Raw genomic sequence first — 15,688 nt, forward strand, 5'->3', positions numbered from 1 at the left:
CAAAACGGCAGAACAGCTTGATGCTGAACTGCCGTTTTTATATGCTCTGATCTATGCCGCAGGAGCGTATGTGAATGTTATTTCGAGAGTGTTTATCTTTCCTGCATAGTCAAGTATTGTTGGAGAAGCCTTTGAAAGGTCACCGCCTGCTATCCTTGCGTCCTCAGGCGGTGCGGATACCCACTGGTTCACAAGGTTCACTCTTGTGCAAAGCTGGTCGTCAGAGGTCGTATAGCCCTCCGCTATGGTTTCAACAGCTTCGCCGTTTATCTTTATCTCGTCAATAGTTGCGATATAGTTCGGATAAAGCTTTTCACCGTTTGCGATACCCAGAGCCGAGAATGCAATGCCGTTGGCGTTGTTTGATGACATATCAAGGCTTACTGTGTAAGTTCCCTCACCGTCTATAACTGCGTTTTCTGCGATAACTCCGTCGCTCTTTGAAACCGGGTCATACTCGTCACCAACGCTGTAGCATACGGAAAAATCTGCACTCTGATACATTATCCATGCCACCGCTGTGTTCTCGTCAGCCTGCGGTGCGGTATCATCTGTTAGCTTTTCAGGTGCAGCCGCAAGGGTTTCATCAAGCTTCTTTACAGCAGCGGCTCTTTCCTCCTCCACTGTCATCGAGGACTGGTTATCACGGCGTCTTTCATCAAATATCTTTGCCACAGTTTCATCACGCATTTTAAGCTCTGAACGTGAGAAGAAATCACTGCAATCCCAAAGGAATGGTGCAAAGCCGTAGGCGTCACAGTTGTCAAGGAGGTTGTCAATAAACTTGTCAGTTCCTTTCTTTAGGTCACCGCCGTTTGTAAGCACTGCATACTCGCCTATTATTATGCCATAGCCCTGCTCGGAATACTTTGTCATGTTCTTGAAAAGTCTGTTCTGCTCCTCATAGTCTGTCTTTGTTCCCCAATCTGAGCGACCCTTTGTTCCGCAATAATCCCATGGGGTATAATAATGAACAGAAAGCAGAAGCTTATCCTTTGCGGTATCAGTTGGCATTTGGAACTTGTCTGAGCAGGTCATTGTGATATCAGTATTGTAACCTGCAATAAGAAGAAAACGCTGTTCGTTGTTTCCGCCTGTTGCACGAACAGTGTCAACAAAGGTCTGATTTATCTTGTTGGCCATTTCATAGCACTCGGCTTTTGAAAGTGAGCCTGAGTTTTTGCACACGTCTGTGTCATTGAGTCTGTCACCAAGCTCTTCGTTTGCACCCTCAAATATAAGTCTGTCAGAGTATTTCTTATATCTGTTCGCTATCTGCGTCCACATGGACTTATACATTTCAAACGCCTTGTCAACGTCGCTCTGCTCGGAAGAACCGAACATTCCCCACCAGCTTCCGTCCCAGTGGTCGTTTATGATAACATACATATCATTATCCAAAGCGTAGTTTATTATCTCCTCCACTCTGTCGAGATAGGCTTCATTTATGGTGTAATCGCCTTTTTCATACTCCATTGCGTTTGTCCATGCCACAGGCACACGGAGAGAGTCAAAGCCGCTTGCTTTCATGCCCTTTATCATTTCTTCCGTTGTGACAGGCTGACCCCAGAAAGTTTCAAAGCTTTCAGGGTCGGTGTCTGCAGAATAGCTTTTATGACCGTATGCTTCCATTGTGTTTCCAAGGTTTGTGCCGTTGCCCAGAAGTCTTGCAAGCTCGGTTGCGGTAAGGTCTTTATTTATGCTTCCGTCATCAGAGGTCTTTGCGCCCTCCTCTGCCTTTGATGAGCTGTCGCTTCCCTTTCCACAGCCTGCAAGCAGTGCAGTACAGCCCATGACCGCCGCAGTAAGAAGCGGGATAAGCCTAAACTTTTCCATGTCATTTCCTCCTATTTCATAAATACAAATTCTTCAAGTTCAAAAAGCGGCTTGTTTTTGAAATAATCTGCTATCCAATCGGCAAGCTCATCTGAAAAAGCTGTAGGCACAAAATAGATAGAATGTCTGCCTGTGAGTGACTTGATTACTCCTGTGTAAACTCCGTCGCCTGTGCCAATATCAACATAGCCTACAGGCTCGCTGTTCTCATAGTCATCAGCATAGATCGCCACCTTTGCGACTGTTCCCATGCCCCTGACTTTCAGGGCTATCTTCATGGTCTTTGAGGAAAAGTCCTCGCCAAAATCAAAATACTTATAGCCTATAACATTACCCTCGGTGATGTTCACGATACTTCTTGTAAAGATATCCTTTTCGGTGATAAAACAACCGCCTTTCAGCACGCAGGCTATATCCGCAGGATAAGGCTTGAAAGGGTCAAGGCTGTCTTCAAAGCCAAGCGAGGTCATTTCCACTGTCGGTATCGTTCCGTCAGGGAGAATCTCTATTTTCTCAACGCAGGCACGTCTTGACATTATGGTATTGTTTGTCATTCTGTGATAGAAAATATACCACTGACCATTTATATTGCACACTGAGCCGTGGTCATTTCCACCCGGATAGTCAACGCCGTTGTCTATTATATATCCACGATATTTGAACGGACCTTGTGGCTTATCTGAGGTTGCATAGGCAAGCCTGCTTCCTACACATGGGGAATATATAAGATAGTATGTATCTCCGATTTTCCTTGGGGAGCTTGCCTCGAAGAAGCGCTGTTCCTGCGGTGCGTTGTCGCTGTCATCAATGACCGCTCTTTTGTAACTTCCCTTTTTAATGGTATACATATCCGCAGGGTCTATCTCGTTGAAGTTAGATTCTGTGAAGCCGTAATAAATATACACTCTGCCGTCATCATCAACAAGCACGCCTGCATCATTATAAATGCCGTCATCGCCTGCGTCCTCAGGGTCATATTTATACTGGGAAAGGAGCTTGAAAGGACCTTCGGGCTTATCGGACACGCCAACAACGCCCTTTGAGCCGACTATATAGGCATAGAGATAATACCTGCCGTCTTTTTCTATAACGTCCGGAGCGAACAGCTTGCGGTCGGTCATTCCCTCGGTATCGGACTTATGGTCACGGTCATCACGGGTATGGAAGCTGTGTCCGTGGCAGACCCAATTGTTAAGGTCATCAAGTGGTGCAGACCAGACTTTCAGTTTATAGTCGCAAAAGTCGCTTTGAGCGGCTCTGTCATGTGAGCCATAAAGATAAACTCTGTCGCCGAAAACTCTCGGCTCGCCGTCAGGGATATACTCCCATGCAGGCAAAATGGGGTTTGGCATGAAAATTTCCTCCTATGTTTTTTCATAACTTGTTTTATCATAAGATAATTATAAATCATACTATTATTATTTTCAATATCCTAACACGCTGTCAGAGGTGAAAATTTGTGCAAAATGTAAAATCGTGCAGACTGTCCAAAGGTGCAAAAAAGCCCGTTTGCGACGGCTTCCGACCTTGACAAAAGAGGGCAAATCGTGTATAATATTAAGTTGATAGTACCCGTATAAAATTATATTGATATAGGAGTGTTTAATTATGGCAGCTATTTCTAAGACTGTTTCAAAAGCAGGTTATGCTAAATTGCAGGAGGAACTTGAATACCTTATTACAGTAAAAAGACGTGAAGTCGCTCAGAAGCTTAAAGAAGCACGTTCTTTCGGAGACCTTTCCGAGAATGCTGAGTACGACGAGGCTAAGAACGAGCAGGCTATCCTTGAATCAAAGATCAATGAGTTAGAGCTTCTCATTTCAAACGCAACTGTCGTTGAGGACGATGATATTTCTGTAAACGAGATAGGTGTAGGCTCTATCATCAAGATAAAGGATATCGAGCTTGACGAGATCGAGGATCTTCAGATAGTAGGTTCAACTGAGTCTGACCCTGACAACGGCAAGATCTCTGACGAGTCACCTATAGGCAAGGCTGCACTCAAGCACAAGGTAGGCGACATTTTCGAGGCTGAAACACCTGCCGGTCTGCTGAAATTCGAGGTCATCGACATTTCAAAGTAACAGACCACTTACAAAACACACGGAAAGGAAAATATAAATGAGCGAGGAAAACCGCACAAACGCTCCTGAGGAAGAGCTTACTCAGGAGGACATAAACAGCTTAAAGAAGATAAGAATGGACAAGCTGGAGGAGCTGAAAGCCAAGGGCAAGAATCCATTTGAGATAACAAAGTATGACGTTACGGCAAGCTGTGCCGAGGCTAAAGCACAGTATGAAAAGCTTGAGGCTGAGCTTAAGGAGCAGGCAGGCGAGGACGAAGAAAAGCTCAAGGAGCTTCTCGAGGCAAACCGCATAACAGTAAGCGTTGCAGGCAGAGTAATGTCAAGACGTCTTATGGGCAAGGCAAGCTTTTTCGACCTGAGAGATAAGAGCGACAAGGTTCAGGTCTATCTGAGAATGAACGAGATCGGCAAGGAAGAATTTGACGATTACAAGAAGGGCGATATCGGTGATATCGTTGGCATTGAGGGCTTTGTATTCAGAACAAAAATGGGCGAGATTTCAATTCACGCTCAGAAGTTCGTACTGCTTTCAAAGTCGCTTCTGCCGTTGCCTGAGAAGTGGCATGGTCTGAAGGATCAGGACACTAGATACAGACAGAGATACACAGACCTTATATGCAATCCTGAGGTAAAGGACACATTTATAAAGAGGTCGCAGATAATCTCATCTATCAGAAGATATCTTGACGGACAGGGCTTCATGGAAGTTGAAACTCCAATGCTGGTATCTAACGCAGGCGGAGCTGCCGCAAGACCATTTGAGACACACTACAACGCACTTGACGAGGACGTTAAGCTTAGAATTTCTCTGGAGCTTTATCTGAAAAGACTTATTGTCGGCGGACTTGAAAGAGTATACGAGATAGGCAGAGTATTCAGAAACGAGGGTGTTGACGCAAGACACAATCCTGAGTTTACTCTTATGGAGCTTTATCAGGCATACACAGATTACTACGGCATGATGGATCTCACAGAGAATATGTTCAGACACGTTGCACAGGAGGTATGCGGCACAACTTGCGTACCATACGGTGACGTAATGATAGATCTTGGCAAGCCGTTTGAGAGAATGACAATGATCGACGCAGTAAAGAAGTATTCTGGTGTTGATTTCTCACAGGTAGCCACAACAGAAGAGGCAAAAGCACTTGCAGACGAGCATCACATTGAATACGAGGCAAGGCACAAGAGGGGCGACATACTCAACCTGTTCTTTGAGGAATATGTTGAGGAGCATCTTATTCAGCCTACATTCATAATGGATCACCCTATCGAGATTTCTCCGCTTACAAAGAAGAAGCCAGAAAATCCTGATTATGTAGAGAGATTTGAGCTTTTCATCACAGGCAGAGAGATGTGCAACGCATACTCAGAGCTGAACGATCCGATAGATCAGCGTGAGAGATTTGCAGCGCAGGAAGAGGCATTGAAGCAGGGTGACGAGGAAGCAAACCACACAGACGAGGACTTCCTGAGAGCTTTGGAGATAGGTATGCCACCTACAGGCGGAATTGGTTACGGCATAGACAGACTTGTTATGCTGCTGACTAACTCACCGGCTATTAGAGATGTGCTTTTGTTCCCTACGATGAAGACGTTGGAGTAACCATAACATAATAATTTGTAGAATTAATGGGCAATTCCAATCGGGGTTGCCCATTTTTAAAACAAACAGAAATACAAATCGGAATTTGTAGGGAGGTTAATTATATGGAAAAGAATAAAAAAGAAAATACAAATAATTTGATATCAAGAATAAAAGCAAGAGCTAATGCAGGCAAAAATACGGAAGAAAAGAAAAGTCCTGATAGTTTAATATTAAGAATAAAAAGAAGAGCAAATGCTGATAAAAATAAAGAAAGAGACAGATAAATTCCAGTTTGCCAACTTGCCCTTTGAGAGAGGAGAAATCCCTTTCTCAAAGGGTATTTTTATATTGTGCAGTTTGTATGAGGTTTCTTGTGTTTCATATTATCACATAAGAAACCGCAAAGACATCACCGCTCTTACTTCTCCTCAAACATCCACTTGACCGCCTTTTCAGCATACTCACTCCAAAAAATCATATCGTGGTTGCCTTTGCTTTCATAATACTCGTGAGAAACGTTTCTGCTTTCAAGAAATTTGTGAAGATCACGGTTGTTTTCAAGCAGGAAATCTTCTGTACCGCAGCACATAAATATATCTGGGATATTTTTGCCCTCTCGCTGAAGTTCGTCTATAAGAAATTCGGGATTGTTCCTGCTGTTCAGCACCTCAGAGGTTTCGCCGAAACATTCTCTGTAATATTCATAATTCGCTGTGGCATTGCCTTGCCCCTCTGACATTCCTGCGACTTCGTGTACGATAAGAGCCGAAGATAATGCAGCAACCTTGCCAAAGGTTTCCGGATATGCAAATGCTGTATGAAGCGCACCAAATCCGCCCATTGAAAGACCCATAATGTATGTTTCACTGCCGTCTTTCGCAAGTCTGAAAACTCGTCTTACATAGTCCACAAGCTCCTCGCCGACGAATTTGCAGAACTGATGACCAGTCGAGCGTCCGTCCAGCCAAAAAGAATTTTCGCCCGAGGGGATAACTACCGCAAAATTATACTTGTCCGAAAGATATTCAGGCACCCAGTTTTCTGCGTCGCCTGTAAAACCGTGCAGCAAGAAAAGCGTTTTGGTGCTGTTTTCCGAGTATTTCGTATCTGTCTGCCCCCAGTCCTGCCTTATGTCACATGGCAGGTACATTTTAAACGTGGTATATCTCCGCAGGCAATTTGAATAAAATCTGATCGTTAAGTTTGACATAGCTTTTCCTCCTGTTTTTTATATAATTATACTACATAAAATCAGGTTTGTCCAAGGGGGACAGCGAAAAAATTTTTCAATTTCCCTCACAAAATCATTTATCCCTATAAAAATAAAAATCACATCTGTCAAAGCCTCGTCCCAACGTACCTTGCCGCTTTTTCATAATATTTTTTGTCGATCATAATTCCACGCCCCTCCACATTTACAAGGTGTCTATCTACCCCGTCTGCAACTTTTTTATTCATTATATCAAAATCAAAGCCGCAAAGTCAAACCAGCAAAAAGGCTGTCTGACCTTGCGGCTTTTGACCTTTATAATACAATACTAATCGAAATGTGCCCTACATATCCTCCCTCATCATATCATTCTCACTCTTTATAAACATAAGCACAAAGCATATAAGCAGCAATGCACAAGATATCCATATAAACTCATTGCCTATGTATAATGAATATGCTCCGCCTATTCCTGCACCGCAGGCAAATACGAATATCGTAAGAAAATATTGCAGCGATTTCCTAAGCAGCGACTTGTCCCCTATCCTCATGTATGCACTTATGGATTCCATTGCACTTCTCATATTTCCTATGCACATCGTGCTTGCGTATGGATAACTATTTACTTTCCTGAACGATTGCACCTGCATTGCACAGGCACATGATGAAAGTGCATTCGCAACAAAATCGTATGAACCGCCAAGCGGTATAAACCCCACAATGCAAAGCAGCACCATTTCCGTGAAAACTATTATCTGCCGCCAATGTATAAATCCCACGTCCTTGAAACGTGCGTGCAAACGCTCGGCTATGAAAATCCCCATTGCAAACGCCAGCACAGGTATAAGATAGTGCAACGCCCTGTGCCAGTTGCCTTTTGCGACGTATGTGCTCATAAGCACAATGTTTCCCGTCTGTGCATTTGAAAAAACTTCACCTCGCACAAAATACGAATATGCGTCCTGCAAGCCCCCTGATATGGTCAGAAGTATCATGAGCATATTGGTTTCAGACATTTGTTTTCTTGATCGTAACATCATTTTATCATATTCCTTCATAAAAAATTAACAAGAAAAATATTTTTATGCACTTTAATTTTCTCCTTTTTCCATTATAATTATCTCAGATATATAAGTCAAATATATAATTTATATGCAAGATATAAAATATTGATATAGCAAGAAAGTGATAGAGTGAATATAAATTACGAATATTATAAGATATTTTATTATGCCGCAAAGAACCGCAGCTTTTCAAGAACGGCAAAAGTGCTGCTCACAAATCAGCCTAATATCACAAGGGTGATAAAAATACTCGAAGGAGAACTTGGCTGCACGCTTTTCAATCGAATGAAAAACGGCGTCACGCTTACCCCTGAGGGAGAGATACTTTACGAGCACATCTCAAAGGCGGTGGAACTTATTACAGAGGGCGAAGATGAGATCTCAAAAGCCAACGACCTGCAAAGCGGAACTGTCACCATAAGTGTGACGGAGACCGCACTTCACGGCGTTATGCTGCCACTTCTCAATGAGTTCCATGAAAGATATCCGGGAATAAAAATAAAGCTGCTGAACCATTCAACCCCTCAGGCACTGACTGCTCTCAAAAGCGGCATTGCAAACCTCGCTGTGGTAACAACGCCGATAAGCACAGAGGGCTCGCTGAATTTTCATAAGCTCAGAGAGTTCCGTGAACTTATCATATGCAGCACAAAGCTAAAGGATCTTGCAAAGCGAACGCTCACTCTTGAGGAACTTTGCAGCCACCCTATAATATCACTTAACCGAAACACAAGGACATATGATTTCTATTCCGACTTCTTTTTCCAGCATGGAATAGATTTTCAGCCGGATATTGAGGTCGCAACCGCCGATCAGATAATGCCGCTTGTGAAAAGCAACCTTGGCATAGGTCTTATACCTGAACCAATGGCACAAAGCGGCGATGTTTATATTCTGAAAACTGATGAAGAGTTTCCAAAGAGGAGCATCGTTCTTGCAGAAAATGCAGACAAAAAACTCAATGCCGCCGCTACAGAGATACAAAAAATGATACTGAAAAAGTGTAATATGTTTGCAAATGCTGAGATATGACATACATGAAAGGAGATAATAATATGCCTACAGTTTTGCCAAAAGAAAATGAAGTCGAACAGTTTTTTTCAAGGATAATGGCATCGGAAGGAGCTTGCGAAAGGCTCAGCAACGTGCTTTACGATCACCTTAGTGACGATGATATGCAGACCGATCCTGACCCAAAACATCTTGTGCAGGTGCTTTTGACCGCATATACGAACGGTGATATAAGTGCGCTTCTTCTGGAGCTTTGTGGAAGAAGTCTTTTCGATCTGCTGAGAGAGGCATACCTTATACCAAAGCGTTTTCACGGAAAAGCCGGAAAAAATCCTGAACTCCTTACGACCCCTGAAGGCGATGTCATTGAAGAAAAGAAAAAGCTTGTCACAAAGCATGAGTTCGAAAAATTTCGTGATGTGTACAAAAACCACAGCTGTGCACCACGTTCAAAGCTTTATCTTGCAGACGGATATGACCTTATGAGGGTCTATACCGACGGAATGAACATTAAGGAAAAGCGTGTTGACAAAAGACGTGGCGTGCTTATACTTTACGCCCTGCCTGACACTGTAAAGCTTGGACTTTCCGAGGCTCAGACCTATGATGTTATATGGAATACTTTCCACAAGATACAGCAGACTGCCCCAACCGCAATGGTCTATTACGGACAAGAAACAGGCGAAAAGGCTGGAAAATCATTTGATGAGATCGGCGTTTTACTGCCTGTTCATCAGTTTGAAAAGAAAATGCTCATGCACCTCAGCGAGATAGACGGCATTGTGCTTGCCTGCCGTGAGGAAATGATGAAAAAAGCAGGCTCAGACAGCCTTGATCTTTAAAAACGGAAGTGATACTGAATGTCACAAACTATAGTTAAGAAAAATCACATGGATATCCCATGGCACGATTTCACAGACGCCGAAAAGGACGAGCCAGTATCAAAGGCGAGCCTGAAAGAAAAAGCCTCTGTTATAGGCAGGGTGGGAATGATGTTTCTCTCCTGCGGAACGGGAGCGTGGCGTGTGAGAAGTTCCATGAACACCATGTCGGAATGTATGGGACTGACCTGCACAGCAGATATCGGGCTTATGTCCATAAACTACACCTGTTTTGACGGCGAGGCTTGCTTTTCGCAGTCTCTTTGCCTTACTAACACGGGAGTAAACAATTCAAAGCTAACACGTCTTGAAAATTTCATCAACGATTTTGTCAGCCGCTGCGATAGTTTGACTTGCGAACAGGTCCACAATGAACTTGACGATATCGAAAAGATACACGGACTTTACTCGCCGCCTGTTTTGGGCCTTGCGGCGGCACTTGCCTGCGGAGCGTTCACATTCCTGCTTGGCGGTGGACTGACCGAGATGATATGTGCATTTTTCGGTGCAGGCATTGGCAATTATGTGCGGAGCAAATTCACAAAGCACCACCTTACCCTTGTGCTTGGAATAGTTGCCTCAGTATCGGCGGCGTGCCTTTCATATGCAGGGCTGTTTGAACTTGCGAAAATACTTTTCAATATAAAAATGCAACATGAGGCAGGCTACATATGTGCAATGCTTTTTATTATACCTGGTTTTCCGTTCATCACAAGCGGCATAGACCTTTCAAAGCTCGATATGCGTTCGGGCATCGAGCGGCTGACCTACGCCCTCATCATTATAATTGTAGCCACAATGACGGCGTGGTTAATGGCACTTATCCTGCACCTTACGCCAATGGACTTTTTGCCTCTGCACCTTACCTTATGGCAGTTCATACTGTTCAGACTTGCGGCAAGTTTCTGCGGGGTTTTCGGATTTTCCGTTATGTTCAACAGCCCTGTCAAGCTTGCAGCCTCTGCGGCAGTTATAGGTGCACTTGCAAACACCCTGAGATTGGAACTTGTTGACCTTGTTTCATTTCCTCCGGCAGCTGCTGCGTTTGTGGGGGCATTCACCGCAGGCATACTCGCCTCGCTGCTGAAAAAGTATGTGGGCTATCCGAGAATATCCATAACCGTTCCGTCCATAGTCATAATGGTTCCGGGATTATATCTTTACAAGGCTTTCTATAATTTGGGTGTCATGTCCCTTGAAACATCTGCGTCATGGCTTGCGTCTGCCCTGCTGATAATACTAGCTCTGCCTTTGGGGCTTATCTTCGCTAGGATAATTACGGACAGGTCATTTAGGTGTTGTACTTAAAATCTTAGTCATAGTCTAAAGCTATACCGAACCCACATAAAAAAAACTATATTGATATACACTTTCCTATTAAGACTATTCTCCATTACCTATTACTGGGGTCAGCGGCATTTGTCAGCAAAAGCGAAGTGCTGAGGTGTTTTAAGAACATAACAGGACAGTCGCCGTTTGAATATCTAAAAAATTATCGTCTGCGTAATGCGGCATATATGATAAAAAACACATCTGACTCGATAAATGCTATCTGTGTGCTTTGCGGTTTTGACGATCACAGCTATTTTTCAAAAGCCTTTAAAGAAGCCTACGGGTGCAGTCCCAGAGATTTTAGGAAGTAGAATATACGGGACAATATTTCATGGATTTATCCGTCTGCCGTGTAGACATTACATTCTCCTGTTTATAGGACTACTATAAAACTATTATCAAACAAAAGACGTTTCATTTTATCCAAATGGAACGTCTTTTGCATTTGTGCTTTTCCTTATATGAAAAAAGAGTCAATTATTCTCTTCCCAATAATCCTCTGCATCCTCGTAGTCATAGAAATCATCATAGTGATCTTCATAGAGATCCTCTGGGTCGTCATAATCATGAGCATCATACTCAGCAGATTTACTGGTTGAGGTTTTATAGGTATTCTTACGGGTAGCTCTGGCAGCTGAACTGCTTGCTGTAGTGGTTTTCGGACGTGATGTTGTAGCAGTTGTGAATACTGAAGTATAGCTGTTCTTATTATTGTAATACTTAGGGTCATGTATCAAACAGTAGCAGCTGCCTTCTTCAGGAGTATTGTCACAGCCTGAGTGTGCGCATTTGGGGCGCAGGGCATCATAGATCATGGCTATCCCTATGATGATCAACACAGCGACAACGATTCCTTTGAGATTGAACGAACTATGCTGAGAGCTGTTTTCTGTTGCCAGCTTGTAGCCTATATAATCGTCAAGCATTTCCTCGTTTCTGTTGTTTTTTCCAGATTCCATAATCACACCTCCAAACTGTATTTCTAATATTATACCATATTTTTAAGATTTGTGGTAACAATTTTTGGACAGTTGCATATTCTGTCCATTTTATCATTTTTTTAGTGGCAAAGTCGGGTAATGTACGGAATATTTAACGGTTACTTTTGCTCAACTTTCCTTAATTTTATCCCCATTATACAGCTTGAAGCAAACTCTATGCCAATGGGTAAAATTTTTTTCAAACCTCCCCAATTTTACCCCTAAGTATGCTATAATAGAATAGACAAGAAACCCGACCCAAAACCCAGCGAGGTGCTTTTATGACATATGCAATATCTGATATCCACGGCTGTTATGAGGAGTATATTAAGCTTCTCGAAAAAATCAACTTTTCTGAAGACGATACCCTCTATATCCTAGGTGATATCTGCGACAGGGGCGAAAAGCCTATGGAGATCTATAACGACATCATGGCTCGGGATAATGTTATCCCGCTGTTCGGCAACCATGAACACCTTGCCTATATCAATCTCCGCCACCTCATAAAAAATGACGTGAGCAAGCTTACAAAAGACGAACGGCTAGACCTGATAGATTGGCTCACCAGCGGAGGCAAACCCACTTTCAGCGAATTTATCTCCCTCTCCAAAGCCGACCGCATGGACTTCATGGAGTTTCTCAAAAGCTTCTCAATGTATGAGGATATTACCATAAACGGCAAACGTTTTGTCCTCACCCATGCAGGTCTTGGGGGCTTTAGCGAGGATAAGCCCCTTGATGAATATACCCTCCACCAGCTTATCTGGGAGCGTGCCGACTATTCAAAACGCTATTTCAGCGACCCGAATACTTTCCTTGTGACAGGTCACACCCCTACCGCCAATATCCCAAACCACGGCAGACCCGAAGCCTACAAAGCCAACGGACACATAGCCATAGACTGTGGCTGTGCCTCAGGTGGACGTCTGTGCGCCTACTGCTTTGAAACAGACATGGAGTTTTATGTTGACAAAATAAACCAGCCCCTTGAAAATCACTTCAAAATGTGATATACTTGTCCCGTTAAATATCATAACCGACGAGGATAAAACAGTTTGTGTTACATTTGCAGGAGGTCTATTGTATGTTTGAAAAAATATCATTTCCCGAATATGAATATGGATCTATCCAAAATTACTTAAAGAAATTGGGATATTGTTATACCACAAGAGTATATAAAGAACTTGGAAAATATAAAGTCGGGGAATTATATGCTGCCCCTTGGGGAGATGTGTTGATAATAGATGAAGTTAAAATATATTGGAAAGTATCAGACCGACCATTCTATAACGAAATGAATGATGACGAAAAGGCAGAGATACGCAAATATTCCGAAGATATGGGATTGCCATATGAATTTATTAAATTTTCCGTTTATGAGTAATAAATTTCAGTTTACTCCTTTTACTCACACCCACCGATACAGCCCCTCTGTATCGGTATTTTTCTGCCCCAACTCCCCTATCCGCCCCACCTCTATTGACATTTCCCCCTCAATGTGCTATCATAAAAAAGAACAAGTTAGTCGCAACTATCCTAATAACACCACAGGAGGAAGAAAAATGGATATGAATGAAAAACCAAAGCTCTCAGGCGTGCCTGAAACTATGCTGCAAACCGTGTATGCCCGTGCAAAGGAAACCAAAACAAGGGGTGCGATAAAAGATACAAAAGCCGTGGAGATAATAGATAAGATAAACTATGATTTTTCACTTGCTGATAAGGACTCAGCAATGCACAGTGGCGTTGTGGCAAGAACAATAGTCCTCGATAAGCTTGCGAACAAGTATCTTGCAAAAAACAAAGGCGCAGTGGTGGTGAATATCGCCTGCGGACTTGATACACGCTGTTACAGAATGAACGGCTATTCCCATTGGTATAACCTTGACCTGCCCGAAACTATCGCCGTGAGAGAAAAGCTTCTCCCTGAATCAGGCGAGATATCCCAGATAGCAATGTCCGCCATGGACGATTGGAGCGGAGAAATAACCGAGCATGATGCCCCTGCTATCGTCATTATCGAAGGCCTCACTATGTACCTCTCCGAAAAGGACGTAAAGGAGATTTTTGATGTCATAAACAAACGCTTTGAACACGTCACAGTATTGGTCGAGACGATGAGCCCCACTATGGTAAAGCGTATGAAAGAAAAGTCGATCGAGGGCAGCAAAGCCAAATTCACATGGGGCGTCAAGGACGGCAAAGAGCTTGCAAAGCTTCTACCGAACTTCCGCCACATTGAAGACCACAGCCTCGTCGAGGGAATGGCGGAGTTTATCCCAATATTCAAGCTTCTTAAAAAGATAAAGCCTGTGAGCAATATATCAAACAAGATAGTAGTAATGGAAAAATAACTTTGACTTCCCACCCCCGCCATGCTATAATCCCAAATTTAGAAGTTCCGCCACGCAAAAAGCCCGTCAAACAGCGTATCACCGCCGCAATTCAGATATAATTTTTTATCTCCAACAATGTAAAATTCTTTTTTTGCACGGGTAGCGGCAACATTCAGTCAATGTCTGCGTTGATGCGGAATTTGATAAATATTTTTCAGTGACTCCAAAATGTTCTCTAAGCATATTCAGAATGTTTGAATCCATTGTGAGTACGGGCTTTATTTGAGAGCGATACTGCAAAAATAGTCAGCACCTTTAAGCTCCTCAACAAACTTTTGGTCGATTTGTTTCTTGGTAAGTGGAAGCTCATTTACGATATTCTGCACTGCACCATTATTGGAACTTGCAACAACAATATTATTTTCCGTAATGATCTCTGGAAGTACACCAATAGATGCGTTGTCAAAATATATTGTCTCTTTTGTTCCCTTGATCGACTTGTCTCTTAGTTTTGCGATATCTCAAGCCTGTTTTACAATTTTTTCTTATCCATTGCCATTCCCCTATCTTCCGTTCATCACCCAAGCAAAACCCTTAGCTGTCCGCAAAGCAGGTTCTTTGAAGTGTCCGCCCTTGTTCCATTCAAGGGCGCAGTCAACACCCTGCCCCGTCAGCAAATCATAACTCTCACGGATACAGTTGCCCACCTTTGACATGACCGCATTTTTCGTCCTTTCTTCTTTGTCACCAAGGCTGAGATAAACAGCGTCGCATTTTATCTTATTCTCTTTCATATACCCCACAAAATCAGGAAACCACACCGACGGAGAAGCCGCCGCAACGCCTGAAAATTTCTCCGTTTGAAACGCCGCCCACAAGGCAAAAAGCCCTGCCAGAGAATATCCGCCAATGTAATAATTCTTGCTCTTGTCCGAGCAAAGCGTTAATATCTCCGCCAGAGTATCTTCCGCTCCATTGCCGAAGCCCTCATTGCCAAATACCGCAGGAGCGTTCCAAGGCGATAACTCATCGTTCCAATCCTCGACCTTCACCGCAATAAGCTGAAAATCCACACTCGTGAGCTTTTTTATATCTGCCACCTCGTTTTCTATCTCAGGCAGATCATGGTCGCCCACAGGCTGGATAAGAACAATATCAGCATTTTTGTCGCCATAATAATGGTATGTCATTTTGCCGTCACCTCTGTAATATATCTCACTTCAAGTACCCATTTACAACGCCAACAAATTCTCCTATATCCGCAAAATAATTAGGATAAGCCTCACTTAGCCTTGCGAAAGAAGAAACCCTGACAAGCACATTGTCCGTCCTATCGTTGCTGCGGTATTTCGTTTATTGACA

At 43.2% G+C, this 15,688-nt stretch carries 16 protein-coding genes; 10 read left to right on the plus strand and 6 right to left on the minus strand.

Annotated elements, in window-relative coordinates; all coding sequences use genetic code 11:
* Positions 1-51 precede the first annotated feature (51 nt).
* Together WS40_RS03440 and WS40_RS03445 are read right to left on the minus strand one after the other, a co-directional pair.
* The gene (locus WS40_RS03440; RefSeq protein WP_046440211.1) at positions 52-1,836 is read right to left on the minus strand and encodes a glycoside hydrolase family 5 protein; all 1,785 of its coding nucleotides are present in this window, start codon (positions 1,834-1,836) and stop codon (positions 52-54) included.
* 11 nt (positions 1,837-1,847) lie between these two features.
* Positions 1,848-3,188 (minus strand): family 43 glycosylhydrolase, encoded by a 1,341-nt coding sequence (locus WS40_RS03445; RefSeq protein WP_046440213.1) that lies wholly within the window; start codon positions 3,186-3,188, stop codon positions 1,848-1,850.
* A 256-nt stretch (positions 3,189-3,444) separates the two neighbouring features.
* On the opposite strand from WS40_RS03445, the gene greA reads away from it, so the two are divergent.
* From greA to WS40_RS11370, 3 genes are all read left to right on the plus strand, one after another.
* The gene (greA, locus tag WS40_RS03450) at positions 3,445-3,921 is read left to right on the plus strand and encodes a transcription elongation factor GreA (protein ID WP_022287906.1); all 477 of its coding nucleotides are present in this window, start codon (positions 3,445-3,447) and stop codon (positions 3,919-3,921) included.
* Positions 3,922-3,958: 37 nt separating this feature from the next.
* On the plus strand, positions 3,959-5,530 hold the full coding sequence (gene lysS, locus WS40_RS03455) for a lysine--tRNA ligase (protein ID WP_046440215.1): 1,572 nt from the start codon (positions 3,959-3,961) through the stop codon (positions 5,528-5,530).
* A gap of 104 nt (positions 5,531-5,634) precedes the next feature.
* Positions 5,635-5,796 carry a hypothetical protein gene (locus WS40_RS11370; RefSeq protein ID WP_022288243.1) on the plus strand — a complete coding sequence of 54 codons (162 nt, stop codon included), beginning with the start codon at positions 5,635-5,637 and terminating at the stop codon, positions 5,794-5,796.
* A 134-nt stretch (positions 5,797-5,930) separates the two neighbouring features.
* On the opposite strand, the gene WS40_RS03460 is transcribed toward WS40_RS11370, so the two are convergent.
* Positions 5,931-6,722 carry an alpha/beta hydrolase gene (locus WS40_RS03460; protein WP_046440217.1) on the minus strand — a complete coding sequence of 264 codons (792 nt, stop codon included), beginning with the start codon at positions 6,720-6,722 and terminating at the stop codon, positions 5,931-5,933.
* 344 nt (positions 6,723-7,066) lie between these two features.
* Entirely contained in the window at positions 7,067-7,738 is a 672-nt protein-coding gene (locus WS40_RS03465) for a YoaK family protein (protein ID WP_243238862.1), read from the minus strand.
* A 177-nt stretch (positions 7,739-7,915) separates the two neighbouring features.
* Between WS40_RS03465 and WS40_RS03470 the strand changes: the two genes are divergently transcribed.
* The 4 genes from WS40_RS03470 (at position 7,916) to WS40_RS11740 (ending at position 11,321) form a co-directional block, all read left to right on the plus strand.
* The gene (locus tag WS40_RS03470) at positions 7,916-8,818 is read left to right on the plus strand and encodes a LysR family transcriptional regulator (RefSeq protein WP_022288240.1); all 903 of its coding nucleotides are present in this window, start codon (positions 7,916-7,918) and stop codon (positions 8,816-8,818) included.
* A gap of 23 nt (positions 8,819-8,841) precedes the next feature.
* A complete protein-coding gene (locus WS40_RS03475; protein WP_046440219.1) occupies positions 8,842-9,639 on the plus strand; it encodes a DUF4866 domain-containing protein in 798 nt (265 codons plus the stop codon).
* A gap of 18 nt (positions 9,640-9,657) precedes the next feature.
* Complete coding sequence (locus WS40_RS03480; protein WP_046440221.1) at positions 9,658-10,986, plus strand: threonine/serine ThrE exporter family protein; 1,329 nt, start codon at positions 9,658-9,660, stop codon at positions 10,984-10,986.
* A gap of 95 nt (positions 10,987-11,081) precedes the next feature.
* On the plus strand, positions 11,082-11,321 hold the full coding sequence (locus WS40_RS11740; protein ID WP_442973346.1) for a helix-turn-helix domain-containing protein: 240 nt from the start codon (positions 11,082-11,084) through the stop codon (positions 11,319-11,321).
* 162 nt (positions 11,322-11,483) lie between these two features.
* Here WS40_RS11740 and WS40_RS03485 read toward each other — a convergent pair whose 3' ends face one another.
* Complete coding sequence (locus WS40_RS03485; protein WP_046440223.1) at positions 11,484-11,969, minus strand: hypothetical protein; 486 nt, start codon at positions 11,967-11,969, stop codon at positions 11,484-11,486.
* A 302-nt stretch (positions 11,970-12,271) separates the two neighbouring features.
* On the opposite strand from WS40_RS03485, the gene WS40_RS03490 reads away from it, so the two are divergent.
* The 3 genes from WS40_RS03490 to WS40_RS03500 all read left to right on the plus strand — a co-directional run bounded on the left by WS40_RS03490 (position 12,272) and on the right by WS40_RS03500 (position 14,344).
* A complete protein-coding gene (locus WS40_RS03490) occupies positions 12,272-13,000 on the plus strand; it encodes a metallophosphoesterase (RefSeq protein WP_046440225.1) in 729 nt (242 codons plus the stop codon).
* Between the two features lie 74 nt (positions 13,001-13,074).
* Positions 13,075-13,374 (plus strand): hypothetical protein, encoded by a 300-nt coding sequence (locus tag WS40_RS03495; protein WP_022288235.1) that lies wholly within the window; start codon positions 13,075-13,077, stop codon positions 13,372-13,374.
* A 178-nt stretch (positions 13,375-13,552) separates the two neighbouring features.
* A complete protein-coding gene (locus WS40_RS03500; protein WP_325208392.1) occupies positions 13,553-14,344 on the plus strand; it encodes a class I SAM-dependent methyltransferase in 792 nt (263 codons plus the stop codon).
* Between the two features lie 545 nt (positions 14,345-14,889).
* Here WS40_RS03500 and WS40_RS03505 read toward each other — a convergent pair.
* The gene (locus WS40_RS03505; RefSeq protein WP_046440227.1) at positions 14,890-15,516 is read right to left on the minus strand and encodes an esterase; all 627 of its coding nucleotides are present in this window, start codon (positions 15,514-15,516) and stop codon (positions 14,890-14,892) included.
* Between the last annotated feature and the right edge of the window lie 172 nt (positions 15,517-15,688).

It is taken from the genome of Ruminococcus sp. N15.MGS-57 (assembly GCF_000980385.1).
GTDB lineage: Bacteria > Bacillota > Clostridia > Oscillospirales > Ruminococcaceae > Hominimerdicola > Hominimerdicola aceti.

Bases quoted from the DNA above. Each gene is read 5' to 3' on its own strand.
- WS40_RS03505 (WP_046440227.1), bottom strand. From the start codon at position 15,516: ATGACATACCATTATTATGGCGACAAAAATGCTGATATTGTTCTTATC.
- WS40_RS03495 (WP_022288235.1), top strand. From the start codon at position 13,075: ATGTTTGAAAAAATATCATTTCCCGAATATGAATATGGATCTATCCAA.
- WS40_RS11370 (WP_022288243.1), top strand. From the start codon at position 5,635: ATGGAAAAGAATAAAAAAGAAAATACAAATAATTTGATATCAAGAATA.
- greA (WP_022287906.1), top strand. From the start codon at position 3,445: ATGGCAGCTATTTCTAAGACTGTTTCAAAAGCAGGTTATGCTAAATTG.
- WS40_RS03445 (WP_046440213.1), bottom strand. From the start codon at position 3,188: ATGCCAAACCCCATTTTGCCTGCATGGGAGTATATCCCTGACGGCGAG.
- WS40_RS03500 (WP_325208392.1), top strand. From the start codon at position 13,553: ATGGATATGAATGAAAAACCAAAGCTCTCAGGCGTGCCTGAAACTATG.
- WS40_RS03490 (WP_046440225.1), top strand. From the start codon at position 12,272: ATGACATATGCAATATCTGATATCCACGGCTGTTATGAGGAGTATATT.
- WS40_RS03460 (WP_046440217.1), bottom strand. From the start codon at position 6,722: ATGTCAAACTTAACGATCAGATTTTATTCAAATTGCCTGCGGAGATAT.
- WS40_RS03465 (WP_243238862.1), bottom strand. From the start codon at position 7,738: ATGTCTGAAACCAATATGCTCATGATACTTCTGACCATATCAGGGGGC.
- WS40_RS03475 (WP_046440219.1), top strand. From the start codon at position 8,842: ATGCCTACAGTTTTGCCAAAAGAAAATGAAGTCGAACAGTTTTTTTCA.
- WS40_RS03480 (WP_046440221.1), top strand. From the start codon at position 9,658: ATGTCACAAACTATAGTTAAGAAAAATCACATGGATATCCCATGGCAC.
- WS40_RS03485 (WP_046440223.1), bottom strand. From the start codon at position 11,969: ATGGAATCTGGAAAAAACAACAGAAACGAGGAAATGCTTGACGATTAT.
- WS40_RS03440 (WP_046440211.1), bottom strand. From the start codon at position 1,836: ATGGAAAAGTTTAGGCTTATCCCGCTTCTTACTGCGGCGGTCATGGGC.
- lysS (WP_046440215.1), top strand. From the start codon at position 3,959: ATGAGCGAGGAAAACCGCACAAACGCTCCTGAGGAAGAGCTTACTCAG.